We start from the raw sequence: 25,913 nt of genomic DNA on the forward strand, positions 1-25,913 counted from the left end.
AGTTCCTGTTCGTCTTCCAGCCAGACAGATCTGACGGGAGACCCAAATGACCCAATCCCCCTATCGCTGGGTGATCGTCGCCGCAGGCGGCTTGCTCGGCTGCGTCGCCATCGGCGGCATGTTTTCGCTGCCGGTGTTCCTGCAGCCGATCGCGAAGGACACCGGCTGGTCCGTGACCGGCATATCCAGCGCAATGACGATCGGATTTCTGGCCATGGCCTTCACCAGCATGGTCTGGGGCACGCTGTCCGACCGGTTCGGGCCGCTTCCGGTGGTGCTGACGGGATCGATCGTGCTGACGCTGAGCCTGTTCGCCGCGAGCCAGGCGACCTCGCTGATCGTGTTCCAGATCGTGTTCGGCCTTTTGACCGGGGCTGCGTGCGCCGCGATCTTCGCGCCGATGATGGCGGCCGTGACCGGCTGGTTTGAGACCCAACGCAGCCTCGCGGTGTCGCTGGTCTCCGCCGGCATGGGCATGGCGCCGATGACGATGGCGCCGTTCGCGGCCTGGCTCGTCTCCGGCCACGACTGGCGCACCTCGATGCAGATCGTCGCACTGGTGGTTGGCGCCATCATGATCCCGGTCTCGTTCCTGGTGCGCCGTCCGCCCGCCCTGGCGCAGGCCACGGCCGCGCCATCGGGGGAGGAGGCGGCGCAGAGCGAGCTGACGATGGGCGAGGCGCTACGCTCGCCGCAATTCATCATCCTGCTCGCGACCAATTTCTTCTGCTGCGCCACCCATTCCGGCCCGATCATCCACACCGTCAGCTATGCCGTGAGCTGCGGCATTCCGCTGGTCGCGGCCGTGACGATCTACAGCATCGAGGGCTTTGCCGGCCTCGGCGGCCGCATCGCCTTCGGCCTGCTCGGCGACCGTTTCGGCGCCAAGCGCGTGCTGGTCTCGGGCCTGCTGCTCCAGGCCTTCGGCGCGCTCGCTTACGTCTTCGCGCATCAGCTCGCGACGTTCTATGTGGTCGGGGCAATCTTCGGCTTCATCTATGCCGGCACCATGCCGCTCTACGCCGTGCTCATCCGCGAGAACTTTCCGCTCAAGATGATGGGCACGGTGATCGGCGGCACGGCGATGGCCGGCAGCCTCGGCATGGCCACCGGCCCGCTCGCCGGCGGCCTGATCTACGACGCGTTCTCCAGCTATGCTTGGCTCTACATTGCGTCCTGGGCAATGGGCCTTGGTGCCTTCCTGATGGCGATGACGTTCCGCCCATTCGCCAAGCCGCAAGGCGAGGCAGCACCGGCGCCGGCGTGAATTTGCGATCGAGGCGCACCGTCAGAGCTGCGCCTCGATGGCGGCCTTGTCGATCACCGACCAGACCTGCCGGATCTTGTCGTCGCCGAATTCGTAGAACACATTCTCCCAGAAGGACACGCGCTTGCCGTTCACGGGAAGCCCCAGGAACGTTCCGACTGGCGCGCAATCGAACTGCAGGCGCGTCGCAATTCTCGGCGGCTCTGAGACCAGCAGCGCGATGTTGAAACGCAGATCCGGTATCTCGCGAAAATCCTGCTCCAGCATCGCGCGATAGCCCGCTAGCCCGAGCGGCCGGCCGTTGTGGACGACATCGTCATGCACGAACCGGCCGAGGGCCGGCCAGTCCTGCCGGTTCAAACAGGCGATGTAGTTGCGGTAGTGGTCGGCGAGATCGGCCCTGTCCATCGTGAGGCTCCCATGCTGCAAGCACAACGCAGCAGGAGGCAAATTTGTCTCACGGCGTCACAGCCGCTTCTCAAAAAACATATCGGGATAGGGGTCGTCGTTGAAGCGCGGAATCTCGCGCCAGCCGGTGTTGCGGTAGAGCTGGGCGGCCTCGGGCAGGGCGCTGTTGGTGTCGAGCCGCAGCAGCTTGATGCCGAGGCCGTGCGCAGCCTGCTCGGTTGCGTCCATCAGGCGCCAGCCGAGCCGCAATCCGCGCGCGGCGGGTGCGACCCACAGCCGCTTGATCTCGGCATAGCCGTGATCGGTGCCTTTCAGCCCGACGCAGCCGATCGGCAGCGTGTCCGACACCGCAACGAGGAACGTGCCGCGCGGACGACGCATGTCCTTGGCATCAGGATCGCGCGACAACGACACGTCGAAGCCCTGTTTAAAGCGGCGGCCGAGCTCGGCATAGTACTCGCCGAGGCAATAACGGGCCTCCTCGCTTTGCGGGTCCATTTCGTCCAGCGTGACGCGCTCGCGCGTCAGCGCGGAGGCGATCAGATCCATCGCTGCCAGCAGCGCCTCGGCTTGCGAATGTTGCGCCAGGATACCGTCGGCTTGTGCATTCGACAGCGCTTCATACGCTGCGAATTCGCGCCGGCCCGCGCGCGTGAGCTTGGCCGTGCGCCGGCGCGCATCGTCCTCACGCGCGGCGGTCTCGATCAGCCCTTCGTCCTCGAGGCTGCGGAGCAGCCGGCTCATCAGTCCGGAATCCAGGCCGAGATAGTCGCGGATTTCGGCCACGTCCGAACGCCCGTGCCCGATCGCGTTGAGCACGCGCGCCGCGCCGAGCGGCCGGCCGCGCCCCAGGAACGAGGTATCGAGCGCGCCGACGGCGGAGGTGACGGCGCGATTGAAGCGACGGACGCGGGAGACCGGGTCGAGCATGATGTCTGACTTTAGTCAGATATCGCCGCCTGTCAACTGAGTGACTGACCGGGCCGCAATCGAGCGCCTCTTTGTGAGTTGTGCCCTAGCCGTGAGCCGCTACCATGCGCCGGCTCCCCGAAACTCGATAAACAGCACAGCAAGCGGAGGCGACATGAGCGGGCAGGACCACAGAGTGAAGGGATCGGACCTGTTTGTCGCCGCGCTCGAGAATGAAGGCGTCGACCGCATCTTCGGCGTGCCCGGGGAGGAGAATCTCGATCTGGTCGAATCGCTGCGCACCTCCAGGATCGAGCTGGTCCTGACCCGCCACGAGCAAGCCGCCGCCTTCATGGCAGCCACGTATGGGCGACTGACGGGCAAGCCCGGTGTCTGTCTGTCGACGCTGGGACCAGGCGCGCTCAATCTGTCCACCGGTGCAGCCTATGCGCATCTCGGTGCGATGCCGATGATCCTGATCACCGGCCAGAAGCCGATCATGAGCAGCCGGCAGGCGCGCTTTCAGATCGTCGACGTGGTCGCGACCATGAAGCCGCTGACCAAGCTGTCGCGGCAGATCGTCAGCGCCTCCAGCATCCCGACCGTGGTACGCGACGCCTTTCGCGTGGCAATGGAGGAGCGGCCGGGACCGGTGCATCTCGAACTGCCCGAGGACATCGCCGGCGATGAAGTGGCGCCCGTCCCTGTGATTCCGGTTCATCCGATCGAAATCCCGGTCGCCCATCGTGCGGCGCTTGACCGCGCCGCCGAGATGATCCTGGCTGCGAAACGTCCGTTGGTGATGATGGGCGCTGCGACAAGCCGGCCGCGGTCGACGCATGGCATCGCAAGCTTCGTGCGGCGGACCGGCATTCCCTTCTTCACCACGCAGATGGGGAAGGGCACCGTGCCGGGCGGCACCAATCTCTATATGGGGACCGCCGCCCTGTCCGAGCGCGACTACGTTCATGACGCGATCGATGCTGCCGACCTTATCGTCGCGATCGGCCACGATCCGATCGAGAAGCCGCCTTTCATCATGGGGCCGTCGGGCCCGAAGGTGATTCACGTGAGCTATACGCCGGCGAGCGTCGAGCTGGTCTATTTCCCCGACGCCGAGGTCGTCGGTGACGTCGGTCCGAGCCTGGAGCTGCTCGCGGACCGGCTCGAAGGCAAGCTGCCGCAGGCGGCGGCGCTGTTGCCGCTCCGCGAAGAGATTTTAGCTCACATCGCCGATCGTGCCACCGAAGCGCGCTGGCCACCGACGCCGCAGCGGATCGTGCACGACACCCGCCAGGTGATGCCGGAGAACGGCATCGTCGCGCTCGACAACGGCATGTACAAGATCTGGTTCGCGCGCAACTACCGCACCCGCGTCGCCAACACGCTGCTGCTCGACAATGCGCTGGCAACGATGGGTGCGGGCCTGCCCTCGGCCATGATGGCCGCGATGCTCTATCCGGACCGTCGTGTGCTCGCGGTCGCCGGCGACGGCGGCTTCATGATGAACAGCCAGGAGATGGAGACGGCCGTCCGCCTCAAGCTCAATCTCGTCGTGCTGGTGCTGGAGGACAATGCCTACGGCATGATCCGCTGGAAGCAGGCGGTCGATCATTTCGCCGATTACGGCATGACCTTTGGCAATCCGGACTTCGTCCTCTACGCGAAGGCCTATGGCGCCAAGGGGCATCGCATCACGAGCATCGACAGTTTCGGCCCGACGCTCGACGCGGCCTTCAGGGAGGGCGGCGTGCACCTCGTCTCGATCCCGATCGACTATTCCGAGAACGTGCGGGTGCTGGTCGACGAATTGCGCGCGCACGAGAAGGCGAAGAGGTGATTTTGTTCGTGACTCTCGGCCCTGTCCGTCATTGCGAGCGCAGCGAAGCAATCCAGCGTTTTCCGCAGAGGCGCTCTGGATTGCTTCGTCGCTTCGCTCCTCGCAATGACGGAGTTTGTCGATCGGTCAAAATGCGATAACAACCTGCATCAACGTAGTTCAACCAATCACAGGAACATGAAATGACCCGCGTTCGTTGTGTCACCGAGATGGGCATGGGCGTCGACGTCCACGGCAGGGATGCCACCAAGGCGGCGAAGCGTGCAGTGTCGGATGCCATCAGGCATTCGAGCCTCGGCTTCTTCCGGATGATCGGCAAGACCGCGAACGACATGTTCGTCGACGTCACGATCGGCGTGCCCAACCCCGAAGCGGTGGACAAGGAAGCCGTTGCGAAGGAGCTGCCCTATGGCACCGTGACCGTCACTGCCGTCAAGGGCGGGCTGGAGATTCCTTCGGCCACGGAAGTGGCGAACGATCCCATCCTCATCGCCAACGCCGCCGTCATCGTCAGCTTCGACAAGGACTAGGTCGGTGCACGACAGCGATGAGGCGCTGCTGGATCGTCCGATCTGGAGCGCGCTGACGACCAGCCACAAGCATCTGGCCGAGGGCGGCCCGCGCGCGCTGCGCTATCCCGTCGACATGACGCCGTTTGCCGACATGATCGACATGTCCGCGGCGAGCTTTGCCGCACTCGGCGATCTGATGTCGGGCTCGCAGGTCGCCGTGCTGTTCACGCCTGAGCCGGTCGACGTGCCCGCCGCCTTCAAGGTCGTGCTCGCCGAGACCGGCGAGCAGATGATCGGCTCGCCGGCCGATAGCCCGCTGCGCGACGCCGAGATCGTCACGTTGGGCGCCGCCGACGTGCCGGCCATGATGGCGCTGACGGAGCTGACCAAGCCCGGGCCGTTCGCGGCGAGGACGCACCAGCTCGGTACGTTCCTCGGGATCCGCATCGGCGGTGAGCTGGTTGCGATGACCGGCGAACGGATGAAGCCGGGCAAGTTCACCGAGATGACGGCCGTCTGCGTCCATCCCGACTATCGCGGCCGCGGCTATGCGCAGGCGCTGCTCGCGGCGGTCGCGCGCCAGATCGAGGCGCGCGGCGAGTTTCCATTCCTGCACGTATTCTCCCACAACACGTCCGCCATCGCGCTCTACCAGCGGCAGGGAATGCGGATCCGGCGCCGGCTATACGTCACCGTGCTGATGAAGCAGGAATAAGCTGCGCCGCGGGCTTCATCTCCGGTGAATTCGCGCTATATCCATCCGAACCATCATTGGGGAAACGCATGGACGCCAGGACACCCGATTTTTCCGCCGCACGGACGGCGATGCAGCGCTACGTCGATCAGGAGATCATACCGGGCGCATCCTGGGCGGTGCTGCGTGGGCGCGAGGTGGTCGACCAGCAATACGTCGGCTTTGCCGATCGCGAAGCGAAGACACCGCTGCGGCCCGACCATATCTTCCGCGCATTCTCGAACACAAAGATCTTCGTCACGTGCGCGATCATGCTGCTCGTCGAGGAAGGCCGCATCGGGCTCGACGATGCCGTCGAGACATTCCTGCCGCAGCTCGGCAATCGCAAGGTGCTGAGGCAGGGCGCTTCGAGCCTTGCCGATGTCGAGCCGGCGAAGGGCTCGATCACGATCCGTCAACTTCTGACCCACACATCCGGTCTCAGCTACGGCATCTTCGATCCCGGCACGGTTCTGTTCAAGGGCTATAACGAGGCGCGCGTGCTCAATCCGCTGACGCCGCTCTCCGACATGATCGACAAGCTCGCCGATCTGCCGCTGTCCTACCATCCCGGCGAGGCCTGGGAATATTCGGTGGCAACGGATGTGCTCGGCCGTGTCGTCGAAGTCGTCTCCGGCCAGCCGCTCGACGCCTTCTTCAAAGCGCGGATCTTCGATCCGCTCGGCATGACCGATACCGGCTTTTACGTCCCTGAACAGCAGCAGGGCAGGCTGGTCGCACTCTATAATGGCGCCGACGTGCTCGATCCCATGAAGCCCGGCCTGACCCGGGCCGACCATCTGCCTTATCCGCAGGCCTATCGGAGGCCGCTGCCGCGGCTGTCGGGCGGCGGCGGGCTGGTCTCGACCTTGCCCGACATGCTCGCGCTGGTGCGCGCGCTGCTGCCCGGTTCCGACGCGCTGCTGAAGCCGGAAACGCTGCGGCTGATGATGACGAACCAGCTGCCGGCAGGCCGGACGATTCGCTTTGCCAATCTCGGGCCGATCCCCGGCAAGGGCTTTGGTCTCGGCGGCGCCGTCACCTTCGCGCCGACGCCGTTCGATCCCCCGAACTCCACCGGTGAATTCCAATGGGGCGGCCTTGCCGGCACCCATTGGTGGATCTGCCCCGAGGCCAATACCGCAGGCGTGCTGATGACGCAGCGCTACATGGGTTTTTGGAATCCGTTCTTCTTCGAGTTCAAGCGCCTGGCCTATCAGGCCGTTGGAGCTTGACGCGAAGGGGAGACTTGGCTCGCCGATCCGTGCCGCGACACCAGCGGGAGGCGATCGCCTCCCGCCTTTTTCGCGTCAGTCCTTCCACGGATCGAACTCGCCTTCGCCGGCCATGGCGACGGCGAACGGCCGCAGCGTATGCAGCACGCGCACGGTGCCGGCGTGCTGCGCCAGCACGTCGGGCAGGCGGCGATAGGCCATCGGGCTCTCGTCGAGGTCGGCACCGATCAAGGTGACGCCGCGTTCGTTGAGCCACTGGTCCATCTCCGCACGCGAGAAGCGCCGCTTCGCCTCTCTCCGCCCGAACAGGCGGCCAGCGCCGTGCACGGTCGAGTAGAGCGAGGCCTTGGCTTCCGGACTATCGACGCCTTCGAGGATGACGGCGTCGTCGCCCATGGAGCCGCCGACGAATCCCTTCTGGCCGGGAAACGCCGGCGTCGCACCCTTGCGCACCACCCAAAGATCACGCCCGTCGTGGGTCTCACGCCAGGCATAATTGTGGTGGTTGTGCACGCTCTCGGTCACGCTGCCGCCGATGATCTGGCGGACGCGTTCGACCACCCACTCGCGGCCCGCATAGGCATAGCGCCCGGCGAGCTGCATCGCCGCGATGTAGCGGCGGCCGAGCTCGCTATCCTCGTCGACCACCGCGGGCGGAACGTTCATGCCGTCCTTGCCGCCGGCGGCCTTGAGGTAGCGCGTTGCGGAGGTATGTCCGAGACCGCGGCTGCCGAAATGGACGCCGATCCAGACGAAGCCTTCTTCGTCGCGCATGAGGTCGACATAGTGGTTGCCCGATCCGACCGTGCCGAGCTGGCTCACCGCTTTCTGGCGGTAGGACTCCATGTCGCTCTCGCGCCAGGCATTGCCGTCGTCGAACAGATCGTGCTCGGCCCGCTCGGCGTTGGCGCGGCCCACGCCGAACGAGATGGTCCTGGCGACGTCGCGGATGATCGTCGGGACGAGACCTGCGATGTCGTCGAAGCGCGTGTCGAGCCGAGCCGCCATGTTGCCGCAGCCGATATCGAAGCCGACGCCGGAGATGCTGATCTGCTTCTCATAGGCGATGACCCCGCCGACCGGCTGCGCATAGCCGAGATGGCCGTCGGCGCAGATCACGCCGGACACGACATTGCCGACCGCCATGCAGTTGCGCATCTGCGCGATGGTCGCGTCCTCGTGCGGGCCGAAGACCTTCAGCGGCGCATTCTCGAAGCGGGCGTCCTGCATCCGGAACTCGGCGATCGAGCTCGCGGTGGCGTTGGCCTCGCGCGCCAGATGCTCCTTGCGCGCGGCGTCCTTGTACAGGCACCAGGCCGGTGGCCGCGTCCTTCACCGACGCGCGAGTCGGGATCGATGCCGGCGGCGAGGCAGAGCTCGCGGGCTCGTTCCATGTAGGGATCGGGTCGTCGCATGGTCTTCATTCCTGCTTCACATCCTGGAGAATTCGCTGGCCCCGGGCGCGGTGTCCCGCGTCCAGGGCCGTTGTCGTCGCGTATCAGTTCAACGCCGTCTCGGATGCTGCGATCCACGCGACCACGGCCTCGGAGAAGCCGTTGACGCGGGTCCAGGCACCGTGGCCGACACCGTGCTGATACGAGGCCACGTTGACCATGGTGCCGCGTGCTTTGGGCTCGGGCACCTGGTCGTGGCTCTGCTCGTCGGTGAAGACGATCAGGCGATCGCCCTTGCGGTCGATCTCCGTGACGGCCTTGCCGAGATAGGTCCCGCCATGCGCTTGCGAGTTGATGATCGCGTCCCGCAGTGCGAAGCCGCGGCGGGGCGGGACCTTCACGACCTCATTGCTGAAGGTGAAGATCTCGACCTCGTCGCAGATTTCGCGGGCAAGGATGGCAAGGCCACACGCCGCCTCCGCGCGTGTCATTTCCGACTGCGCGGAGAGCGTCGCGAACATCGAGCCCGATACGTCGATCAGGAGCCGGGTGCGGCCGGGGAGCCGGACATGGTCCTTGACCGACTTGAGCATCGCAGCTTCGAGCTCGGGCTCGAAGTCCGGCGCATAACGCGCCGCCGTGATGAAGCGGTAGGGAAGGATACGATCCGTCCGCATCGCCTCGATCGCGCGTGCGATGGTCTCGCGCGGGACCTGCGCCGTCTGCATCAGGCGCAGATTGCGCAGCAGCGCCAGGCCGCCGAGCTTCTTCTCGGCGATCAGCCGCTCGAAGGTCTCGCGCTTGCTCTTGCCGGCCGAGAGCGAGACCTCCCAGGTGTCGGGGGAAGCGAGTTCGCCATCGACGAGCTGCTTCCACACCTTCTCCTGCTCGGCGTCCTTCGGCTTGGCGTGTACCAGGAACAGCACGTCCCTGATCCGCACCGCGCCGTCGCGGTCCCATTTGGCGAGCTGGTAGGCGTCGAACTTGGTCAGCGCGCGGGCAAGGCCCTTCTTGACCTGCGCGGAGACCGGCTGACGCTTGCGCTGCTGCTGAGGGCCGAGCGCATCCGCCCAGTAGATCGCCAGCATCTCCGTCATCTCGTCGGGACGCTGGATCACCTGGGCAAGCGTGTCGGCAACGAGGGCGCGGTGCTTTTCGTTGCGCGCCATCTCGCGGACGACGAGCAGCGGCGCATGCCGCAGCTTCATCACGTCGCGCGCCTCGATCGCAAGCTGCGCGACGCGCGCAGGCGCGACCTTCGGCACCAGCGTCTTGATGCGGTCGGCGATCGCAACGCCGTCCTCGTAGAACTGGTCCTCCCACAGGAGGCAGTTCATCAGCGCCCGCTTCAGCTCCATCTCGGGCGTGAAGCGAATGGCGCGGGCGCCCTCACGCGTGAAGGCGCGAACGATCTTGTTGAGCCTGACCATGACGGCCTCCTCTCGGGTTGATGGGGGAATGAAACGGGTGCCGGGGAACAAACGAGGCTGTTCGTGCTCTATCCGCTGAGCTACGGACTGACGTCCGGGAGGATTCGAACCTCCGACACCGAAGTAACAGCGCTCTTCACCACCGGCGGTGGAGACGAGAAAGACACGATCCGGGAACAGGCGATGCTGAGACCCCGGCCTGCAGCTTACCCTGCAGGCCAGGTAGCGCTCTATCCTCTGAGCTACCGGTGCATAGTACACCGGGCGGGATTCGAACCCGCGACCTCTCGATTATCAGTCGAAGTAACAGACATCTTCACCACGGACCGTGATGAGGTTGGCGGGGAACGGACGATGCTGTTGCTGCCCTGTCGGGCAAACTGAGCTACGGCATTTCAGCCGGCGGGAGACGAACCCGCGACCTCCGTTCTGGCAAGCCAGCACGGCGCTCTAACCGAAGTAACAGTCATCTTCACCACCGCCAGGCCGGTGCTTTCACACCGGCCGTTGATGGGTTGCTGGGGAACGGGCGATATCGGCTTTCAGTGACGACAACGCAGAAGCTGTCCTTGCGGACAGATCCTGCGCCGGGCCGCGTGCGTACCTTTTCCGAGGCCGCATCCCGGTGCGTGTGTCAAAGGCGGGAGGCATACCCGCTTTGCCTTGCGGAGAAGTATCCGAGATATTCACCACCAGCATCGGTTGAGCCGCGATCATTGCGGCCAACCGATTTCAAGAAAATTCTATCGCGGCGCTATCGACGCGCCGCAATTTGCGAACCCTCTGGGTTCGCTCTGCCATCGGTGTCCGGCTCATCGCCTCGTTCCCTCCGGCAGGCCCCGCGCACTTGGGCACGCGCCTTCTCAGCGCGAGCCCCGGGATCCGGGTCTCCCGTTCCGGCCAATGCCGGGATGTTCGGTTGGGCCGCGCGGCGGGCAACAAAAAACCCTCCGGAGCGGCAGGCTCGGGAGGGTCCGTGAGAAGCGGACGGTCGATCTTGCGGTCAGGCAAGATCGCTCCCATGAGCCGGGCATGCGACATCGAATAGCTTGGGGCTATTCGGCATGCGGACAATTCTTTCGTAGCGGTTCGACATCGCTCGGTTCATGGTCTGTCGCGAACGGAAGTATTCGCGAGGCCGCGGGACATACGCCTGCAACTTGCGGATGTCGAGCGAAGCGCGTGTGAAAATTGCAGGACACCGACGACAAGACACCTGTCGTGCCGAACTATCTTGGGCTCGATGGATTTCGCTTCGGCTGGGTCGCAGCCTGGATCGACGCGCGCGGCGATCACGGCTTCGATTATTCGCCGGGCCTGACGCGCCTGCTCGCGATGCCGCATGCACGCGCGATGATCGACATGCCGATCGGTCTGGAGTGGAGCGGCTATCGCGCCTGCGATTGGCGGGCGCGTGAGCTGATCGGCGCCTCCGTATTTCTCGGCGCGCGCCGCGACCTCTGGACGTTTGCCGACATGGCCGCGGCCAATCGCCATTATTGGAAGCAGGAAGGCAGGGGCAGGGGCGTGTCGGCGCAGCTCTGGAACATCAGGGACAAGCTCAAGGAAGTCGACGACGTCATGACGCCCGCGCGGCAGGCGACGGTCGGCGAAGCGCATCCCGAAATGATCTTCTGGAATCTGGCCGGCCGCGTTCGGCTCGAGCCGAAGACGTCGGCGCGCGGGAGCGAGCAGCGCATTGCCCTGCTGAGAGATCGGGGCTTCACCAGTATCGAAAGATGGCTGACGCTGCGCCATGGCACCGGCATCGGCCGCGACGATCTCATCGATGCCTGCGCGTGCGCGGTCGCGGCACGCGACAGCACGCACTCCGTCGGCGACGGCAAGACCGATCCGCGCGGCTTGCGGATGGAGATCAACTATTGAAGCGGCTTATCCCTCGCGATCGCTTCCGCTTCCATTGTAGCCGCGACGATGATGAGCATGCTGCAGACGAACATCGTCCTCATCGAGGCTTGCTGCTCTTTTTTCGTACTCCTCGGCCATCGCCTGCAATCGCTGCGCGGCGTCGCGATGCGCAAGCTCACCGGCGACACGGCGACAACGCTCGGCATGGTCAAGTAGGGCGCGCTTCTCGATGCTCATCCGCTGACAACGCATGGAAGGCGCAATGGTCCCCTCGCGCAGCAGCGGAACAGTGCGCTGGCTTCTTCCACGATGCGGGAAAAAGTAGCAATATTTTCGGTCGGATCAGGAACATGGCATTTCAGCCGACGTTTAGGCTAAGGCTGCTGAGGGACAAAGACCATGTACGACGTCTGCCAATGGGCAACCGCGATGCTCGCGATTGCCTTTACGGCTCTGCTTTTGATCACGGGCCAGCGGTTCACTGAGTATCGACTGCAGTATCAAGTGAGGATCCCGATCGTGGCGTTGGCAACGCTGCCGCCTTAAGCCTTCCACGGGACGAAGAGCGACTTGCGCCGTGCGGCGTCTTGCCTAGATTGGGCGCGCCTCAGTCCATGCTCCCAAGGTCCCGATGTCCGATCTGTTCGCCTTTCCCATCACCAAGCGCTGGCCGGCCAAGCATCCCGAGCTGCTTCAGCTCTACTCCTTGCCGACACCCAACGGCGTCAAGGTCTCGATCATGCTGGAAGAGATCGGATTGCCTTACGAGGTCCATCTCGTCGATTTCGGCAAGGACGACCAGAAGACGGCCGAGTTCCTCTCGCTCAATCCCAACGGCAAGATCCCGGCGATCCTCGATCCCAACGGCCCCGGCGGCAGGCCGTTGCCGCTGTTCGAGTCCGGCGCGATCCTGCAATACCTCGCAGAGAAGACGGGCAAGCTGCTGCCGGTGGACGCCGCGCGTCGCTACCAGACCATCCAATGGGTGCACTTCCAGATGGGCGGCATCGGGCCGATGTTCGGCCAGGTCGGCTTCTTCCACAAATTCGCCGGCAAGGATTTCGAGGACAAGCGGCCCCGTGACCGCTACGTCGATGAAGCCAGGCGCCTGCTCGGCGTGATGGAGACGCATCTCGCCGGCCGGCAATGGTTCATGGATGACGACTACACCATCGCCGACATCTCCATGCTCGGCTGGGTGCGCAATCTCATCGGCTTCTACGGCGCGGGCGATCTGGTCGAATTCACCCAGTTCAAGTCGGTCGGTGCCTGGCTCGAACGCGGCCTTGCGCGTCCGGCCGTGCAGCGCGGGCTGAACATTCCGCAGCGGCCCTGAGGCTAGAACAGCCGTCCGCCGTTCGGCACGGGCTTGCTCGGCTGCACCAGCACCACCTTTCCGTCGGCATCGGGAAAGCCGAGCGTCAGCACCTCGGAGACGACGGGGCCGATCTGGCGTGGCGGGAAGTTGACGACGGCGGCGACCTGTTGCCCGACCAGCGTCTCCAGCGGATGATTTTCGGTGATCTGCGCCGAGCTCTTGCGCACGCCGATCGCAGGGCCGAAGTCGATCCACAATCGCCAGGCCGGCTTGCGCGCCTCCGGAAACGGTTTTGCATCGACGATGGTGCCGACGCGGATATCGACCGCGAGGAAGCTGTTGAAATCGATGGTCGGCGATGTGGCGGCTGCAGGATCGTGGGTGACGTGCATGATCTGTCCGTTTGGAGGTCTGGCGTGGTTCGCAATATTGTCGCGCGAACCGGAGTTTCGTACAACGCCGCAGCCGAAGCATCACGCATGCGCGAGGAACGATTTGCCCAACATCATCTACGGCATCAAGAACTGCGACACCATGAAGAAGGCGCGCGCATGGCTCGACAGCCATGGCGTCGCTTACGAGTTTCACGACTACAAGACGGCGGGAGTGGAGAAGGACAAGCTCAAGCAGTGGAGCGACAAGGTCGGCTGGGAGACGTTGCTCAATCGCGCCGGCACGACCTTCAAGAAGCTGCCCGATTCCGACAAGGAAGGCCTCAGCGAGAAGAAGGCGCTGGCGTTGATGCTAGCGCAACCATCGATGATCAAGCGGCCGGTGTTGGAAATCGGCGGCAAGCTGCTGGTCGGCTTCAAGCCGAACATCTACGCCAAGGAAGTCAGGACCAAATAAACTTCGGTGCCGGGCCGCGCCGACCGTTAGTTCAGTTCGATAATCTCGGCGGGAACGCTTGAGCTGGACTGGTCGGCAAGCTCGACCACGTCCGCCGCCGCGATGCGGCCAGGGGCGCGATGAAACAGGTCGCGATCGATCACGGCGCGTAGCCGGGGACGCGGTGGCGCGTCATTTCCGCGCATCAGGTTCTTGATCTCGAAGCCGCCGTCCTCGCAGAAGGTCTTCACCGACGCGATGATATGGCTGACCTTGTCCTCGGTCAGGAACGGCAACAGCAGCCGCTCATAGGCGACGATGCGTCCGGAGCTATCGTCGACATCGGCAACGCTGTAGATCGGAAGCCCGCGCGCGACGCATTCATGATAGGCGGGCATTACGAAGGGGGCGAGCCGCGGTCCGACATAGTCGTGCAGCAGGATGCCTTTGCCGGTGTGCCCATAGGCGCGCGAGATGCGCGTGTTTTCGCTCTGGATGATCAGGTGCGGTGTCGGCCCCGAGCCATCCACCGTGTAATAGATGAGATCGGACAGCTCTTCCTCGAGGCGCGCGGGCTGGTACTCCCAGATCGCCGGTGCGACCTGCTGGCGCGCATAAAGTCGCAGCCACGTGTTCAGGAGATCACGCTGCCTGATCGACTTGACGACGGAGGGCGCGGCGCTTGCGAAATCCAAAACAATATTCCCGGCATTCAAAAGCCCGCACATGATCCTCGCCGCGGGAAAATTTTCTATGAAGGCTGGCGCGCGGGACGAAAGACCGTTAACGACGACTTGACGACCGGTGCTTTTGCGAACCGGGAGGCCGGGCAGGCGCATCAAACATCTCCGACTAAGGGAGCATTTGTATCCCAGTCGGAGGCCTGATCTGCTCAGCTTTCCGCCTTGCCTAACCCCCGTCACCTCCGGCATATTCCGCGCCCGGAGGCGGCGTTCCGGATGGGCTCCAAGGATAGGCTCCAAGACCTCCGGAAAGCCGAAGTAAACAAGGACAGCCACGCGCGGCCAGCGCGTTGCGCGGGCAGGGGGAAATCTGTTTGGCTGATGAGTTCATTCTCGAAACGGAAGGCTTGACCAAGGAGTTCGCGGGCTTCTTCGCCGTACGCGACGTTGCGCTCAAGGTTCGCCGTGGGAGCATCCATGCGTTGATCGGCCCGAACGGGGCCGGCAAGACGACCTGCTTCAACCTTCTGACCAAGTTCCTCAAACCGTCTGCCGGGAAGATTCTGTACAAGGGGCAGGACATCACGGCGATGGCGCCGGCCGACGTGGCCCGCATGGGTCTGGTTCGTTCGTTCCAGATTTCGGCGGTATTTCCGCATCTCACCGCGCTGGAGAACGTCCGCGTTGCGCTTCAGCGCCAGCACGGCTCCTCGTTCGACTTCTGGCGTTCGAAATCCGTGCTCAACCGCTTCAACGACCGCGCGCGCGAGCTGTTGAACGATGTCGGCCTCAGCGAGTTTGCCAACACGCCCGCAGTCGAGATGCCCTACGGGCGCAAGCGCGCACTGGAGATCGCAACGACGCTGGCACTCGACCCTGAGATGATGCTGCTGGACGAGCCGATGGCCGGCATGGGCCACGAGGACATCGACAAGATCGCGGCGCTGATCAAGCGCATCTCCGCGAAATACACCATCCTGATGGTCGAGCATAATCTGAGCGTCGTGGCCAATCTCTCCGACATCATCACCGTGCTGACGCGCGGGCAGGTGCTCGCGCAGGGCCATTACTCGGAGCTCACCAAGGACGAGCGCGTCAAGGAAGCCTATCTGGGAGCCGGTCATGCCTGACACTGCGATCGCCGAGGCTCCGGTAAAGGCTGCGACCGGTGGAAACATCCTTCAAGTCCGCAACCTGGAAGCCTGGTACGGCGAGTCCCACATCCTGCACGGGATCAACTTCGACGTGAATGCGGGCGAGGTCGTCACCCTGCTCGGGCGCAACGGCGCCGGCAAGACGACCACGCTGAAGTCGATCATGGGCATCATCGGCAAGCGTACCGGCTCGGTGAAATTCAACAACCAGGACATCATCCGCGCGACCTCCGACAGGATCGCGCGGATGGGCATCGCGTTTTGCCCGGAGGAGCGGGGGATATTCTCCAGCCTCGACGTGCGGGAGAATCTGATGCTGCCGCCGGTGGTCCGGGAAGGCGGACTCCCGCTCGATCAGATCTTCGATCTGTTCCCGAACCTGAAGGAGCGGCTCAAGAGCCAGGGCACCAAGCTGTCGGGCGGCGAGCAGCAGATGCTGGCGATCGCGCGCATTCTGCGCACCGGCGCGAGCTTCCTGATGCTGGACGAACCGACCGAGGGCCTTGCGCCCGTCATCATCCAGCAGATCGGCCACACCATTGCGCGGCTCAAGAAGGAGGGCTTCACCATCCTCCTGGTCGAGCAGAACTTCCGCTTCGCATCGACCGTCGCCGACCGTTACTATGTGGTCGAGCACGGCAAGATCATTGACGGGTTTTCCAACGCCGAGCTTGCCGCCAACATGGACAAGCTCCACACCTATCTCGGCGTCTAGAACGCCAAAGAAGAATTGAAAAAGGAAAGTTGCATGAACACCAGGTCGATTGCGTCATTGCTGCTGACTACCGCGCTGACCTTCGCCGCGGCAGGCGTTGCATCCGCGCAGGACAAGACCGTCAAGATCGGCGCGCTGTCGGATCAGTCCGGGCTCTACGCGGACCTCGGCGGACCGGGCTCGACGCTGGCGGCACGAATGGCCGTCGAGGATTCCGGCTTGGCGGCGAAGGGCTGGAAGATCGACATCATCTCGGGTGACCACCAGAACAAGCCCGACATCGGGACCACGATCGCGCGGCAATGGTTCGACGTCGACAAGGTCGACATCGTCGTCGACGTGCCGAACTCGGGCGTCGCGCTGGCCGTCAACAACGTCGTCAAGGAAAAGAACGGCGTCTACATCAATTCGGGTGCGGCGACCTCCGACCTCACCAACGCACAGTGCTCGCCCAACACGGTGCACTGGACCTACGACACCTACATGCTGGCCCATACCACCGGCCAGGCGCTGGTGAAGGCCGGCGGTGACACCTGGTTCTTCCTGACAGCCGACTACGCCTTCGGCGCCGCGCTCGAGCGCGACACCACGGCTGTCATCACTGCGAATGGCGGCAAAGTGGTGGGTGGCGTCAAGCATCCGCTGAACACGCCGGATTTCTCCTCGTTCCTGCTTCAGGCGCAGGCCTCCAAGGCCAAGATCATCGGTCTTGCCAATGCCGGCGGCGACACCACGAACACGATCAAGCAGGCGGCCGAGTTCGGCATCGTCAAGGGCGGTCAGAAGCTCGCGGCACTGCTGCTGTTCCTCACCGACGTCAAGGCCATCGGTCTGGAGACGGCACAGGGCCTCAACTTCACAGAGACGTTCTATTGGGACATGAACGATCAGACCCGGGCGTTCTCCAAGCGTTTCGCGGAGAAGATGAAGAACAATGCGCCGCCGACCATGGTGCAGGCCGGCGTTTATTCGGGTGTTCGTCATTACCTCAAGGCACTGGAAGCGCTGGGCGGCAACCCGCATGACGGCGTCAAGATCGTCGAGAAGATGAAGTCGATGCCGACCGAGGACGACCTGTTCGGCAAGGGCGAGATTCAGCCCAACGGCCGCACCATCCACAGCGCCTACCTCTTCGAGGTCAAGAAGCCCTCGGAGTCCAAGGGGCCGTGGGATTTCTACAAGCTCGTCGGCACGGTGCCGGGCGACCAGGCGTTCACGCCGCTGTCCGAGAGCAAGTGCGCGCTGCTCAAGAAGTAAGACCAACAGCCCGCCGGCTGCGAGCCGGCGGGCAGCTCTAGGGAACGCCGAAGGGACCGGGTGCGGGATCGATGCAGGCTCTTTACGCTCAGCTACTGGTGGGACTGATCAACGGCTCGTTCTACGCGCTGCTCAGTCTCGGACTTGCCGTGATCTTCGGCATGCTCAACATCATCAACTTCGCCCACGGTGCGCTCTACATGATGGGCGCGTTCGTCGCCTATTTCCTGTTGAACCTCGGCGGCATCAATTATTGGTGGGCGTTGCTGCTGGCGCCGATTATCGTCGGCATCTTCGGCATGATCCTGGAACGGACCATGCTGCAATGGCTGACCGGGCTCGATCACCTCTACGGCCTGCTGCTGACCTTCGGCATCGCGCTGATCGTGCAGGGCGTCTTCCAGAACTATTTCGGCTCCTCGGGCCTGCCTTACGCCATTCCGGACCAGCTCAAGGGCGGCATGAATCTCGGCTTCATGTTCCTGCCGATCTATCGCGGCTGGGTCGTCGTGTTCTCGCTGGTGGTGTGCCTTGCGACCTGGTTCCTGATCGAGAAGACGCAGCTCGGCGCTTACCTGCGCGCCGCCACTGAAAATCCGACGCTGGTGCGCGCCTTCGGCATCAACGTGCCGCGCATGATCACGCTGACTTACGGTCTCGGCGTCGGCCTTGCCGCGCTCGCCGGCGTGCTCTCGGCACCGATCAACCAGGTGCGGCCGCTGATGGGCGCCGACCTCATCATCGTCGTGTTCGCGGTGGTCGTCATCGGCGGCATGGGATCGATCATGGGCTCCATCATCACCGGCTTTGCGCTCGGCGTGATCGAGGGCCTGACCAAATATTTCTATCCCGAGGCCTCCAACACCGTCGTGTTCGTGCTGATGGTGCTGGTGCTCTTGGTGAAGCCAACGGGATTGACGGGAAGGGCAGCCTGATATGACGACCCTGACGGACGACACGCTGCCGGTAAGTCCTCGCGCCATGCGCGACGAGATGATCGTTTTCGTGGTGATGGCGCTGCTGCTGGCGGCGGTGCCGTTCACGGGAGTCTACCCGTTCTTCGTGATGCAGGCGCTGTGCTTCGCGCTGCTCGCCTGTGCCTTCAACCTACTGGTCGGCTATGGCGGCCTGCTGTCGTTCGGCCACGCGATGTTCCTGGGAACGGCGGGCTATTGCAGCGCGCATGCGCTGAAAGTGTGGGCGCTGCCACCCGAGCTCGGCATCCTCGTTGGCGTCGTCGCGGCGTTCGCGCTGTCGATCATCACTGGCTACATCTCGATCCGCCGCCAGGGCATCTATTTCTCGATGATCACGCTGGCGCTGTCGCAGCTCCTGTACTTCATCTATCTCCAGGCTCCGTTCACCCATGGTGAGGACGGCATCCAGGGCATTCCGCAGGGGCGCATGTTCGGCGTGCTCGACCTCTCCAAGCCGACGGTGCTCTATTACGTGGTGCTGGTCAGTTTCCTCGCCGGCTTCCTCCTGATCTTCCGCATCATCAACTCCCCGTTCGGCGAGGTGCTGAAGTCGATCCGCGAGAACGAGCAGCGCGCGATCTCGCTGGGCTATCGCACCGATCAGTACAAGTTCCTGGCCTTCGTCCTGTCGGGCACGCTGGCCGGCTTTGCCGGTGCGCTGAAGGTGTTCGTGGCACAGAACGCCTCACTCACCGACGTGCACTGGTCGATGTCGGGCGAGGTCGTGCTGATGACGCTGGTTGGCGGTCTCGGCACCATCTTTGGTCCCGTGGTCGGCGCCTTCGTGATCATCGCCATGCAGCAATATCTGGCGGGGTTTGGCCAATGGGTGACAGTGATCCAGGGCGCGATCTTCGTGGTCTGCGTGCTCACCTTCCGCCGCGGTGTCATCGGCGAAATTGCGCATTACTTCCGACGATCGCTCTAAGTAATTGATCTACCGTCGATTTACTCGCCGCTGGAAAGCGGTGGATGATCCGGCTCCGCGCGCGAGATGACACGCGCGCGGATCGAAAATGGTCTATGACAGTTTCATGACAGCCCGTTCGGGCCTGACCATTTCCAGCCGGTAGCCTATCCCCATGATGCGATGGTTTCGTGCTTTCCTGCCCAAGGAAGAACGCTTCTTCGACCTGTTCGACCGTCATGCCCAGACCGTGATCCAGGGCGCGATCGCGCTCCAGGGCATGCTGAACGGAGGCGAGGAGACGCCGGTCTATTGCCAGAGGGTCAACCAGTTCGAGAACGATGCCGACAACATCACCCGTGAGGTGCTGACGGCGGTGCGCCGCACCTTCATCACCCCGTTCGACCGCGGCGACATCAAGAACCTGATCACGTCGCTGGACGATGCCATCGACCAGATGCAGCAGACCGCCAAGGCGGTGATGCTGTTCGAAGTCCGCACCTTTGAGCCGCCGATGCGCGAGATCGGTGGGCTCCTGATCGAATGCGCCAATCTGGTCGGACGCGCGCTGCCTTTGATGCAGTCGATCGGCCCGAACGTCGCCATGCTGACCGCGATCACGGAAGAGCTGGGCAAGTTGGAGGGGCGCGTCGACGATCTCCACGACATCGGCCTGAAGGAGCTGTTCCTCAAGCATCGCGACGGCAATGCGATGGATTTCATCGTCGGGGTCGAGATCTATGACCATCTCGAAAAGGTGGCCGACCGCTTCGACGACGTGGCCAATGAGATCAACAGCATCGTCATCGAGCAAGTGTAGGGCGGGCCGCCGTGGATGCTGCGTTGGGTCTCCCCATCCTGGTCGGCTTGATCGCCGTCGCGTTGCTGTTCGACTTCCTGAACGGCCTGCATGACGCCGCCAATTCGATCGCGACCATCGTCTCGACCCGTGTGCTGCGGCCGCAATTCGCGGTGTTCTGGGCTGCGTTCTTCAATTTCATCGCCTTCCTGGTGTTCGGGCTGCACGTCGCCCAGACCATCGGCACCGGCATCATCGATCCCGCTGTGGTCGATGCCCAGGTGATCTTTGCAGCACTCGTCGGCGCCATCGTCTGGAACCTCGTGACCTGGGCACTGGGCATCCCGTCCTCGTCGTCGCATGCGCTGATCGGCGGGCTCGTCGGCGGCGGTCTCGCCAAGGCGGGCATTTCGGCGGCGGTGTGGAGCGGATTGTCCAAGACGGTGCTGGCCATCGTGCTGTCGCCCCTCGTGGGCTTCCTGCTCGCGATGCTGCTGGTGGCGATCGTATCCTGGGCCTCGGTGCGCTCGACGCCGTTCGCGGTGGATCGCGCCTTCCGCATCCTGCAATTCGCCTCCGCCTCGCTCTATTCGCTCGGCCATGGCGGCAACGACGCGCAGAAGACCATGGGCATCATCGCCGTGCTGCTCTACTCGCAGGGCCATCTCGGCAGCGAATTTTCAGTGCCGTTCTGGGTGGTGCTGTCCTGCCAGGCCGCGATGGCGCTGGGCACGCTGATGGGCGGCTGGCGCATCGTGCGCACCATGGGCCTGCGCATCACCAAGCTGACGCCGATGCAGGGGTTCTGCGCCGAAACCGGCGGCGCCGTGACCCTGTTCATGGCGACGTTCCTCGGCGTTCCCGTCTCGACCACCCACACCATCACCGGTGCCATCGTCGGCGTCGGCGCCGCCCGCCGCGTCTCGGCGGTGCGCTGGAACGTCGCCAGTTCCATCGTCTATGCCTGGGTGATCACGATCCCGGCCTCGGCAATCGTCGCCGCGCTGACCTGGTGGGTGGTCCAGCTCGTCAAGTGACGAGCTTCAGCCCGATGATGCCGGCAACGATCAGCCCGATGCTGGCAAGCCGGAGGGCGGTCGCCGGCTCGCCGAACAGAAAAATCCCGAGCGTCGCGGTGCCGACCGCGCCGATCCCGGTCCAGACCGCGTAGGCGGTTCCCACGGGCAGTGATTTGAGCGCGAGCCCGAGCAGGATGACGCTGCCGGCCATGGCCGCGAGCGTGACGACGGACGGAACAAGCCGGCTAAAGCCCTCAGTGTATTTCAACCCGATCGCCCAGGTGATTTCGAGAAGACCGGCGACGAACAGGATGCTCCAGGCCATGACGACCCTCCATTCAAGGCAGGGTCGTCCCCGCTGAGGTGCTGAGAAACGGGAAGGTCGTCCCTCCCGAGGGCCGATATGGGGCTGGCCGGAGGCCCCCGCAATCACCAAATGAGGCTTGATCAGGCCCATTTTCCCTGCCAAACGCTCCCGCCATGTCCGACATCGCCACCACCGCAGCCGAATCGCCGGCCCGTTCCCCGCTTGCTGCTGAAGTGGCGCGGCGGCGGACCTTTGCGATCATCTCCCATCCCGACGCCGGCAAAACCACGCTGACCGAGAAGCTGCTGCTGTTCGGCGGCGCCATCAACCTCGCCGGCCAGGTCAAGGCCAAGGGCGAGCGGCGCAACACGCGCTCGGACTGGATGAAGATCGAGCGCGAGCGCGGCATCTCGGTCGTGACCTCGGTGATGACCTTCGAGTTCGAAGGTCTCGTCTTCAACCTCCTGGACACGCCGGGCCATGAGGACTTTTCGGAAGACACCTATCGCACGCTCACCGCGGTCGATTCCGCGGTCATGGTCATCGACGCCGCCAAGGGCATCGAGGCGCGGACCCGGAAGCTGTTCGAGGTGTGCCGCCTGCGCGACATCCCGATCATCACCTTCATCAACAAGATGGACCGCGAGAGCCGCGACGTCTTCGAGCTGCTCGACGAGATCGAGAAGACTCTGGCGCTCGACACCACGCCGATGACCTGGCCGGTCGGCCGCGGCCGCGACTTCCTCGGTACCTATGACGTCGTCAACGGCGGCGTGCGCCTGCTCGAAGGCGGCGGCGCCAAGACCGGCGCGGCGCAGCAGATCGAGATCGAAGAGCTCGCAAAGCTCAACGCCAATCTCGACGTCTCCGCGGTGAAGGACGAGCTCGAGCTCGTCACGGAGGCGTCGAAGCCGTTCGAGCTCGAAGCGTTCCGCGAAGGCCATCTGACGCCGGTCTATTTCGGCAGCGCGCTGCGCAATTTCGGCGTCGGCGACCTCCTGGAGGGCCTTGGCAGGTTCGCGCCCGAGCCGCGCGCGCAGGACAGCGACCAGCGCAAGGTCGAGGCCACCGATCCCCGCATGAGCGCCTTCGTGTTCAAGATCCAGGCCAACATGGATCCGAACCACCGCGACCGCATCGCGTTTGCGCGGCTCTGCTCGGGCAAGCTCAGCCGCGGCATGAAGGCGAAACTCGTGCGCACCGGCAAGAGCATGCCGCTGTCGAGCCCGCAATTCTTCTTCGCGCAGGATCGCTCGGTCGCGGACGAGGCCTTCGCCGGCGATGTCGTCGGCATTCCCAATCACGGCACCTTGCGCATCGGCGACACGCTGACCGAGGGCGAGGATTTCAACTTCGTCGGCGTGCCGAGCTTCGCGCCGGAAATCGTCCGCCGCGTCCGTCTCACCGACGCGATGAAGGCGAAGAAGCTGAAGGAAGCGCTGCAGCAGATGTCGGAAGAGGGCGTGGTGCAGGTGTTCCGGCCGCGCGACGGTGCGCCGGCGCTGGTCGGCGTCGTCGGCGCGCTGCAGCTCGACGTGCTCAAGGCGCGGCTGGAAGCGGAATATTCGCTGCCGGTCGAGTTCGAGGTCAGCGAGTTTCAGCTGGCGCGCTGGGTCTCTTCGGAGGACCGCAAGAAGCTCGACACCTTCATCGCCGCTAATACGTCGAGCATCGCCGACGACGTCGACGGCGATCCCGTCTATCTGGCCCGGAACGAGTTCTATCTCGGCTACACAAGGGAACGGGCCGAGGGCATCGAGTTCACCAACGTCAAGGACGTCAAGAAAAAGGGGTAGCGTTTCCCGGACGTTCTCCGTGATGCAGGACGGCAACGCATAGCGAGGTCGACGGTCATGAGGCGGCGCGAATTCATCATGCTCGCTGCGGGCGCGGCGGCGTACCCGTTTGGCGCATCCGCGCAAGGCAATGTGCGGCGAATCGGTGCGCTGGCGGGAGGCAAGGCCAGCGATCCCGAGAGCCAAGCCAGCTACCAGAAACTGCGACAGCGTCTAGGTGAGCTCGGTTGGGAGCAGGGACGCAACATCCATATCGACTATCGCTGGTGGGCCGGCGATCCGAACCTGGCGGATGCTCAGGCGGCTGAGCTGGTGGAGATGCGGCCGGACGTGCTTCTGGCAATCAGCACGCCGTCCGTGGAAGCCTTGAGGCGACGCGCGCCGGCGTTGCCGATCGTCTTCACGGTCGTTGCCGATCCAGTGGGTGCCGGTTTCGTTCAAAGTCTGGGCAAGCCCGGTGGAAATATTACGGGCTTCACGACTTTCGAGCCTGAAATGGCCGGCAAGTGGCTGCAACTGCTCAAGCAGGCCGCACCCGAAATGCGAAGGGTCGCCGCGGTCTTCAATCCGCGAACGGCTCCCATGATCTTGATGCCGTCCGTGGAGGCGGTCATTCCGGCAGTCCAGCTCCAGCTTGTTCCGGCGCCCGCCCACAACGCCGCCGAGCTCGAACAGGCGATCTCCCGCTTTGCAGAGCAGCCGCACGGCGGGCTGCTGATCTTTCCCGACGCGTTCCCAATCGTTCACCGGCGATTGATTCTCGACTTGGCGGCCACCCACCGTCTGCCGGGGATGTATCCGTTCCCATTTTTCGTCACGGAGGGCGGGCTGATGTCGTACGGTGTTTCGATTCCTCATCTCGTCGGTCGCTCGGCGGACTATGTCGACCGCGTCTTGAGAGGGGTGCGTCCTGCGGATTTGCCGGTCCAGCAGCCGAATGAATTCCAGTTCCTGCTCAATCTCGAGACAGCCAATGCGTTCGGGCTGAGTTTGCCGCCCACGCTGGTGGCCCAAGCGGATCGGATTATCGAGTGAATCTGCCGACTGGCCTACTTCTGCTTGGAGCGGCTGCTTGCACGGGATTGTTTTCGAAATTCTGACAGCAAGGCCATCGTCGTATCGCGGCCAGCCTTGAACCGTTCACAACCGTCGCCACCTCTTGCACATGCCATTGCGGTCTCGGCACATGTGGCGTTGCATTCTTGTTCTTCTGCTGCTGCCACCAATTTCGGCCGCGGCCGACGCGCGGCCGCGGCAGATCAATCCGATTCCGTTCGCGCACGAGCCGTGCAGCGTGCTCGACGGCCGGCCCTGCACACCGTCTTATTGCAGTCCGCTCGAGCCCGGCCCCTGCATTCCCGAGATCGACTACCCCTATGGCCAGAACCTCCAGCTCACGATCCAGAGCGTGCCGTCCGAGGCCGACCGCGCCAAATACCAAAGGCCCGATCACGATCTCGACACCATCGGCGACCTCTTCGCCGAGCTGCGCAGCTGCTGGTCGCCGCCATCGGACAATGCGCGTGCAGGCATGCAGATGTCGGTGCGCTTCAGCTTCAACAAGGCAGGCGGCCTGATCGGCCCGCCGCGTCTCACATACGCGACCGCGGGCGTGCCCGCCGAGATCAGAACCACCTATCTCAGCGCTATCAATTCATCCCTGAAGGCCTGCCTGCCGTTGAAGTTCACCAGCGGACTCGGCGGCGCGCTCGCGGGACGGCCGATCGCTATCCGCTATGTCGACAATCGCGAGCTCGGCAAATAGCTCTATCCCCTCATCCTAAGGAGCGCGCTCGCGCGCGTCTCGAAGGATGAAAGGCCGAGCTGCAAGACCCGGGCCTGCATGGTTCGAGACGTCGCTTTCGCACCTCCTCACCAGGAGGGACACGAGTTGCGACCCGCGGGCAATCGATGATACCTCAGAGGCGGGGGCGCTTGCTGAAGGGGAGGATGTCGTGGGTCTGCTGGTGATGGTCCTGGGGCTGGTGTTGTTTTTCGCAGCCCATGTCTTCACGACGAAACGCAAGGCGCGCGCGCAGGCGATCGCGAAATTGGGCGAGGGGACCTACAAGATCCTCTATTCGCTGGTTTCGCTGGCGGGGCTCGCGCTGATCATCTGGGGTTATGCCCATTACCGCAGCACCGGCTGGATCGAGGTCTGGTATCCGCCGAAAGCGATGAAGCACATCACGCTCGCACTTATGCTGCCCGCCGTCATCCTGGTGGTGGCCTCTTACTTGCGCGGCCGCATCTATGCGACGCTGAAGCATCCGATGCTGGCTGGTATCAAGTTGTGGGCCGCCGCGCATCTGCTCGCCAATGGCGATCTCGGCTCGATCATCCTGTTCGGCTCGTTCCTCGGCTGGGCGGTGTATGATCGCATCACGCTGAAGCGTCGCACCGACGGCGGCGCACCGCCGATCCCGGTCGGCGGCGTCAGCAACGATCTGATCGCGGTCGCGGTCGGCGTCGTCGCTTACCTGGCGCTGGCCTTCGCGTTCCATCCGGTCGTGATCGGCGTCCCCGTGATCGGGGTCTAGCCGGTCAGCACAAGAC

27 protein-coding genes are annotated in these 25,913 nt (G+C 64.0%); 20 read left to right on the forward strand and 7 right to left on the reverse strand.

Annotation, left to right across the window (positions count from 1 at the left end; genetic code table 11):
- Positions 1 to 46 precede the first annotated feature (46 nt).
- A complete protein-coding gene (locus BCCGELA001_RS16685; protein ID WP_008552070.1) occupies positions 47 to 1,267 on the forward strand; it encodes an MFS transporter in 1,221 nt (406 codons plus the stop codon).
- Between the two features lie 21 nt (positions 1,268 to 1,288).
- Here BCCGELA001_RS16685 and BCCGELA001_RS16690 read toward each other — a convergent pair whose 3' ends face one another.
- Both BCCGELA001_RS16690 and BCCGELA001_RS16695 read right to left on the reverse strand, forming a co-directional pair.
- Positions 1,289 to 1,675, reverse strand: a complete 387-nt coding sequence (locus tag BCCGELA001_RS16690) for an ester cyclase (protein ID WP_008552068.1) — start codon at positions 1,673 to 1,675, stop codon at positions 1,289 to 1,291.
- A gap of 57 nt (positions 1,676 to 1,732) precedes the next feature.
- Positions 1,733 to 2,605, reverse strand: a complete 873-nt coding sequence (locus BCCGELA001_RS16695; protein ID WP_008552066.1) for a bifunctional helix-turn-helix transcriptional regulator/GNAT family N-acetyltransferase — start codon at positions 2,603 to 2,605, stop codon at positions 1,733 to 1,735.
- A 154-nt stretch (positions 2,606 to 2,759) separates the two neighbouring features.
- On the opposite strand from BCCGELA001_RS16695, the gene BCCGELA001_RS16700 reads away from it, so the two are divergent.
- The 4 genes from BCCGELA001_RS16700 to BCCGELA001_RS16715 all read left to right on the forward strand — a co-directional run bounded on the left by BCCGELA001_RS16700 (position 2,760) and on the right by BCCGELA001_RS16715 (position 6,904).
- Positions 2,760 to 4,424, forward strand: coding sequence for an acetolactate synthase large subunit (locus BCCGELA001_RS16700; RefSeq protein WP_060735822.1), 1,665 nt, complete (start codon positions 2,760 to 2,762; stop codon positions 4,422 to 4,424).
- Between the two features lie 182 nt (positions 4,425 to 4,606).
- The gene (locus tag BCCGELA001_RS16705) at positions 4,607 to 4,954 is read left to right on the forward strand and encodes a Lin0512 family protein (RefSeq protein ID WP_018646107.1); all 348 of its coding nucleotides are present in this window, start codon (positions 4,607 to 4,609) and stop codon (positions 4,952 to 4,954) included.
- A 4-nt stretch (positions 4,955 to 4,958) separates the two neighbouring features.
- Positions 4,959 to 5,651: a GNAT family N-acetyltransferase gene (locus BCCGELA001_RS16710; RefSeq protein ID WP_060735823.1), complete on the forward strand. Its 693-nt coding sequence runs from the start codon at positions 4,959 to 4,961 to the stop codon at positions 5,649 to 5,651.
- Positions 5,652 to 5,719: 68 nt separating this feature from the next.
- Positions 5,720 to 6,904, forward strand: a complete 1,185-nt coding sequence (locus BCCGELA001_RS16715) for a serine hydrolase domain-containing protein (RefSeq protein WP_144441333.1) — start codon at positions 5,720 to 5,722, stop codon at positions 6,902 to 6,904.
- A gap of 75 nt (positions 6,905 to 6,979) precedes the next feature.
- On the opposite strand, the gene BCCGELA001_RS16720 is transcribed toward BCCGELA001_RS16715, so the two are convergent.
- Positions 6,980 to 8,134: an RtcB family protein gene (locus BCCGELA001_RS16720; RefSeq protein ID WP_060735824.1), complete on the reverse strand. Its 1,155-nt coding sequence runs from the start codon at positions 8,132 to 8,134 to the stop codon at positions 6,980 to 6,982.
- A 268-nt stretch (positions 8,135 to 8,402) separates the two neighbouring features.
- The gene (locus BCCGELA001_RS16725; RefSeq protein WP_060735825.1) at positions 8,403 to 9,728 is read right to left on the reverse strand and encodes a TROVE domain-containing protein; all 1,326 of its coding nucleotides are present in this window, start codon (positions 9,726 to 9,728) and stop codon (positions 8,403 to 8,405) included.
- Positions 9,729 to 10,949: 1,221 nt separating this feature from the next.
- Between BCCGELA001_RS16725 and BCCGELA001_RS16730 the strand changes: the two genes are divergently transcribed.
- The 3 genes from BCCGELA001_RS16730 to BCCGELA001_RS16735 all read left to right on the forward strand — a co-directional run bounded on the left by BCCGELA001_RS16730 (position 10,950) and on the right by BCCGELA001_RS16735 (position 12,933).
- The gene (locus BCCGELA001_RS16730; RefSeq protein ID WP_060737691.1) at positions 10,950 to 11,615 is read left to right on the forward strand and encodes a DUF429 domain-containing protein; all 666 of its coding nucleotides are present in this window, start codon (positions 10,950 to 10,952) and stop codon (positions 11,613 to 11,615) included.
- Between the two features lie 57 nt (positions 11,616 to 11,672).
- Positions 11,673 to 11,813 (forward strand): hypothetical protein, encoded by a 141-nt coding sequence (locus BCCGELA001_RS37935; RefSeq protein WP_158511624.1) that lies wholly within the window; start codon positions 11,673 to 11,675, stop codon positions 11,811 to 11,813.
- Between the two features lie 415 nt (positions 11,814 to 12,228).
- Positions 12,229 to 12,933, forward strand: a complete 705-nt coding sequence (locus BCCGELA001_RS16735) for a glutathione S-transferase family protein (RefSeq protein WP_008552016.1) — start codon at positions 12,229 to 12,231, stop codon at positions 12,931 to 12,933.
- Between the two features lie 2 nt (positions 12,934 to 12,935).
- Here the strand turns inward: BCCGELA001_RS16735 and BCCGELA001_RS16740 are convergent, their stop codons facing one another.
- Positions 12,936 to 13,307: a tRNA-binding protein gene (locus BCCGELA001_RS16740; protein ID WP_060735826.1), complete on the reverse strand. Its 372-nt coding sequence runs from the start codon at positions 13,305 to 13,307 to the stop codon at positions 12,936 to 12,938.
- Positions 13,308 to 13,410: 103 nt separating this feature from the next.
- On the opposite strand from BCCGELA001_RS16740, the gene BCCGELA001_RS16745 reads away from it, so the two are divergent.
- A complete protein-coding gene (locus BCCGELA001_RS16745; protein ID WP_060735827.1) occupies positions 13,411 to 13,764 on the forward strand; it encodes an ArsC family reductase in 354 nt (117 codons plus the stop codon).
- A 26-nt stretch (positions 13,765 to 13,790) separates the two neighbouring features.
- Here the strand turns inward: BCCGELA001_RS16745 and BCCGELA001_RS16750 are convergent, their stop codons facing one another.
- On the reverse strand, positions 13,791 to 14,471 hold the full coding sequence (locus BCCGELA001_RS16750; protein WP_060735828.1) for a hypothetical protein: 681 nt from the start codon (positions 14,469 to 14,471) through the stop codon (positions 13,791 to 13,793).
- Positions 14,472 to 14,800: 329 nt separating this feature from the next.
- Here BCCGELA001_RS16750 and BCCGELA001_RS16755 point away from each other — a divergent pair, with 329 nt between their 5' ends.
- The 7 genes from BCCGELA001_RS16755 to BCCGELA001_RS16785 all read left to right on the forward strand — a co-directional run bounded on the left by BCCGELA001_RS16755 (position 14,801) and on the right by BCCGELA001_RS16785 (position 21,272).
- Positions 14,801 to 15,556, forward strand: coding sequence for an ABC transporter ATP-binding protein (locus BCCGELA001_RS16755; RefSeq protein WP_008551999.1), 756 nt, complete (start codon positions 14,801 to 14,803; stop codon positions 15,554 to 15,556).
- The gene (locus BCCGELA001_RS16760) at positions 15,549 to 16,295 is read left to right on the forward strand and encodes an ABC transporter ATP-binding protein (protein ID WP_008551996.1); all 747 of its coding nucleotides are present in this window, start codon (positions 15,549 to 15,551) and stop codon (positions 16,293 to 16,295) included. The genes BCCGELA001_RS16755 and BCCGELA001_RS16760 overlap by 8 nt, the downstream gene beginning before the upstream one ends.
- Before the next feature lie 33 nt (positions 16,296 to 16,328).
- Complete coding sequence (locus tag BCCGELA001_RS16765) at positions 16,329 to 17,552, forward strand: ABC transporter substrate-binding protein (RefSeq protein WP_060735829.1); 1,224 nt, start codon at positions 16,329 to 16,331, stop codon at positions 17,550 to 17,552.
- A gap of 71 nt (positions 17,553 to 17,623) precedes the next feature.
- A complete protein-coding gene (locus BCCGELA001_RS16770) occupies positions 17,624 to 18,487 on the forward strand; it encodes a branched-chain amino acid ABC transporter permease (RefSeq protein WP_008551982.1) in 864 nt (287 codons plus the stop codon).
- 1 nt (position 18,488) lies between these two features.
- The gene (locus tag BCCGELA001_RS16775; RefSeq protein ID WP_008551981.1) at positions 18,489 to 19,457 is read left to right on the forward strand and encodes a branched-chain amino acid ABC transporter permease; all 969 of its coding nucleotides are present in this window, start codon (positions 18,489 to 18,491) and stop codon (positions 19,455 to 19,457) included.
- A 154-nt stretch (positions 19,458 to 19,611) separates the two neighbouring features.
- The gene (locus BCCGELA001_RS16780) at positions 19,612 to 20,256 is read left to right on the forward strand and encodes a DUF47 domain-containing protein (RefSeq protein WP_008551979.1); all 645 of its coding nucleotides are present in this window, start codon (positions 19,612 to 19,614) and stop codon (positions 20,254 to 20,256) included.
- Positions 20,257 to 20,267: 11 nt separating this feature from the next.
- Complete coding sequence (locus BCCGELA001_RS16785) at positions 20,268 to 21,272, forward strand: inorganic phosphate transporter (protein WP_008551977.1); 1,005 nt, start codon at positions 20,268 to 20,270, stop codon at positions 21,270 to 21,272.
- Here the strand turns inward: BCCGELA001_RS16785 and sugE are convergent.
- On the reverse strand, positions 21,265 to 21,579 hold the full coding sequence (gene sugE / locus BCCGELA001_RS16790) for a quaternary ammonium compound efflux SMR transporter SugE (RefSeq protein WP_060735830.1): 315 nt from the start codon (positions 21,577 to 21,579) through the stop codon (positions 21,265 to 21,267). The genes BCCGELA001_RS16785 and sugE overlap by 8 nt on opposite strands.
- Before the next feature lie 155 nt (positions 21,580 to 21,734).
- Here sugE and BCCGELA001_RS16795 point away from each other — a divergent pair, with 155 nt between their 5' ends.
- The 4 genes from BCCGELA001_RS16795 to BCCGELA001_RS16810 all read left to right on the forward strand — a co-directional run bounded on the left by BCCGELA001_RS16795 (position 21,735) and on the right by BCCGELA001_RS16810 (position 25,897).
- Positions 21,735 to 23,357, forward strand: a complete 1,623-nt coding sequence (locus BCCGELA001_RS16795) for a peptide chain release factor 3 (RefSeq protein ID WP_060735831.1) — start codon at positions 21,735 to 21,737, stop codon at positions 23,355 to 23,357.
- Positions 23,358 to 23,414: 57 nt separating this feature from the next.
- On the forward strand, positions 23,415 to 24,392 hold the full coding sequence (locus BCCGELA001_RS16800) for an ABC transporter substrate-binding protein (RefSeq protein WP_060735832.1): 978 nt from the start codon (positions 23,415 to 23,417) through the stop codon (positions 24,390 to 24,392).
- A gap of 151 nt (positions 24,393 to 24,543) precedes the next feature.
- A complete protein-coding gene (locus BCCGELA001_RS16805) occupies positions 24,544 to 25,122 on the forward strand; it encodes a hypothetical protein (protein WP_060735833.1) in 579 nt (192 codons plus the stop codon).
- Between the two features lie 190 nt (positions 25,123 to 25,312).
- On the forward strand, positions 25,313 to 25,897 hold the full coding sequence (locus BCCGELA001_RS16810) for an NnrU family protein (RefSeq protein ID WP_008551959.1): 585 nt from the start codon (positions 25,313 to 25,315) through the stop codon (positions 25,895 to 25,897).
- Positions 25,898 to 25,913: the final 16 nt, after the last annotated feature.

Origin of the sequence: Bradyrhizobium sp. CCGE-LA001, from assembly GCF_000296215.2 — a bacterium.
In the GTDB taxonomy this organism is placed as follows: Bacteria; Pseudomonadota; Alphaproteobacteria; order Rhizobiales; family Xanthobacteraceae; genus Bradyrhizobium.

Coding starts and splice junctions, on each gene's coding strand:
- BCCGELA001_RS16685 (WP_008552070.1), top strand. CDS start 47: ATGACCCAATCCCCCTATCGCTGGGTGATCGTCGCCGCAGGCGGCTTG.
- BCCGELA001_RS16690 (WP_008552068.1), bottom strand. CDS start 1,675: ATGGACAGGGCCGATCTCGCCGACCACTACCGCAACTACATCGCCTGT.
- BCCGELA001_RS16695 (WP_008552066.1), bottom strand. CDS start 2,605: ATGCTCGACCCGGTCTCCCGCGTCCGTCGCTTCAATCGCGCCGTCACC.
- BCCGELA001_RS16700 (WP_060735822.1), top strand. CDS start 2,760: ATGAGCGGGCAGGACCACAGAGTGAAGGGATCGGACCTGTTTGTCGCC.
- BCCGELA001_RS16705 (WP_018646107.1), top strand. CDS start 4,607: ATGACCCGCGTTCGTTGTGTCACCGAGATGGGCATGGGCGTCGACGTC.
- BCCGELA001_RS16715 (WP_144441333.1), top strand. CDS start 5,720: ATGGACGCCAGGACACCCGATTTTTCCGCCGCACGGACGGCGATGCAG.
- BCCGELA001_RS16720 (WP_060735824.1), bottom strand. CDS start 8,134: ATGCAGGACGCCCGCTTCGAGAATGCGCCGCTGAAGGTCTTCGGCCCG.
- BCCGELA001_RS16725 (WP_060735825.1), bottom strand. CDS start 9,728: ATGGTCAGGCTCAACAAGATCGTTCGCGCCTTCACGCGTGAGGGCGCC.
- BCCGELA001_RS37935 (WP_158511624.1), top strand. CDS start 11,673: ATGCTGCAGACGAACATCGTCCTCATCGAGGCTTGCTGCTCTTTTTTC.
- BCCGELA001_RS16735 (WP_008552016.1), top strand. CDS start 12,229: ATGTCCGATCTGTTCGCCTTTCCCATCACCAAGCGCTGGCCGGCCAAG.
- BCCGELA001_RS16740 (WP_060735826.1), bottom strand. CDS start 13,307: ATGCACGTCACCCACGATCCTGCAGCCGCCACATCGCCGACCATCGAT.
- BCCGELA001_RS16750 (WP_060735828.1), bottom strand. CDS start 14,471: ATGTGCGGGCTTTTGAATGCCGGGAATATTGTTTTGGATTTCGCAAGC.
- BCCGELA001_RS16760 (WP_008551996.1), top strand. CDS start 15,549: ATGCCTGACACTGCGATCGCCGAGGCTCCGGTAAAGGCTGCGACCGGT.
- BCCGELA001_RS16765 (WP_060735829.1), top strand. CDS start 16,329: ATGAACACCAGGTCGATTGCGTCATTGCTGCTGACTACCGCGCTGACC.
- BCCGELA001_RS16770 (WP_008551982.1), top strand. CDS start 17,624: ATGCAGGCTCTTTACGCTCAGCTACTGGTGGGACTGATCAACGGCTCG.
- BCCGELA001_RS16775 (WP_008551981.1), top strand. CDS start 18,489: ATGACGACCCTGACGGACGACACGCTGCCGGTAAGTCCTCGCGCCATG.
- BCCGELA001_RS16780 (WP_008551979.1), top strand. CDS start 19,612: ATGATGCGATGGTTTCGTGCTTTCCTGCCCAAGGAAGAACGCTTCTTC.
- sugE (WP_060735830.1), bottom strand. CDS start 21,579: ATGGCCTGGAGCATCCTGTTCGTCGCCGGTCTTCTCGAAATCACCTGG.
- BCCGELA001_RS16795 (WP_060735831.1), top strand. CDS start 21,735: ATGTCCGACATCGCCACCACCGCAGCCGAATCGCCGGCCCGTTCCCCG.
- BCCGELA001_RS16800 (WP_060735832.1), top strand. CDS start 23,415: ATGAGGCGGCGCGAATTCATCATGCTCGCTGCGGGCGCGGCGGCGTAC.
- BCCGELA001_RS16805 (WP_060735833.1), top strand. CDS start 24,544: ATGTGGCGTTGCATTCTTGTTCTTCTGCTGCTGCCACCAATTTCGGCC.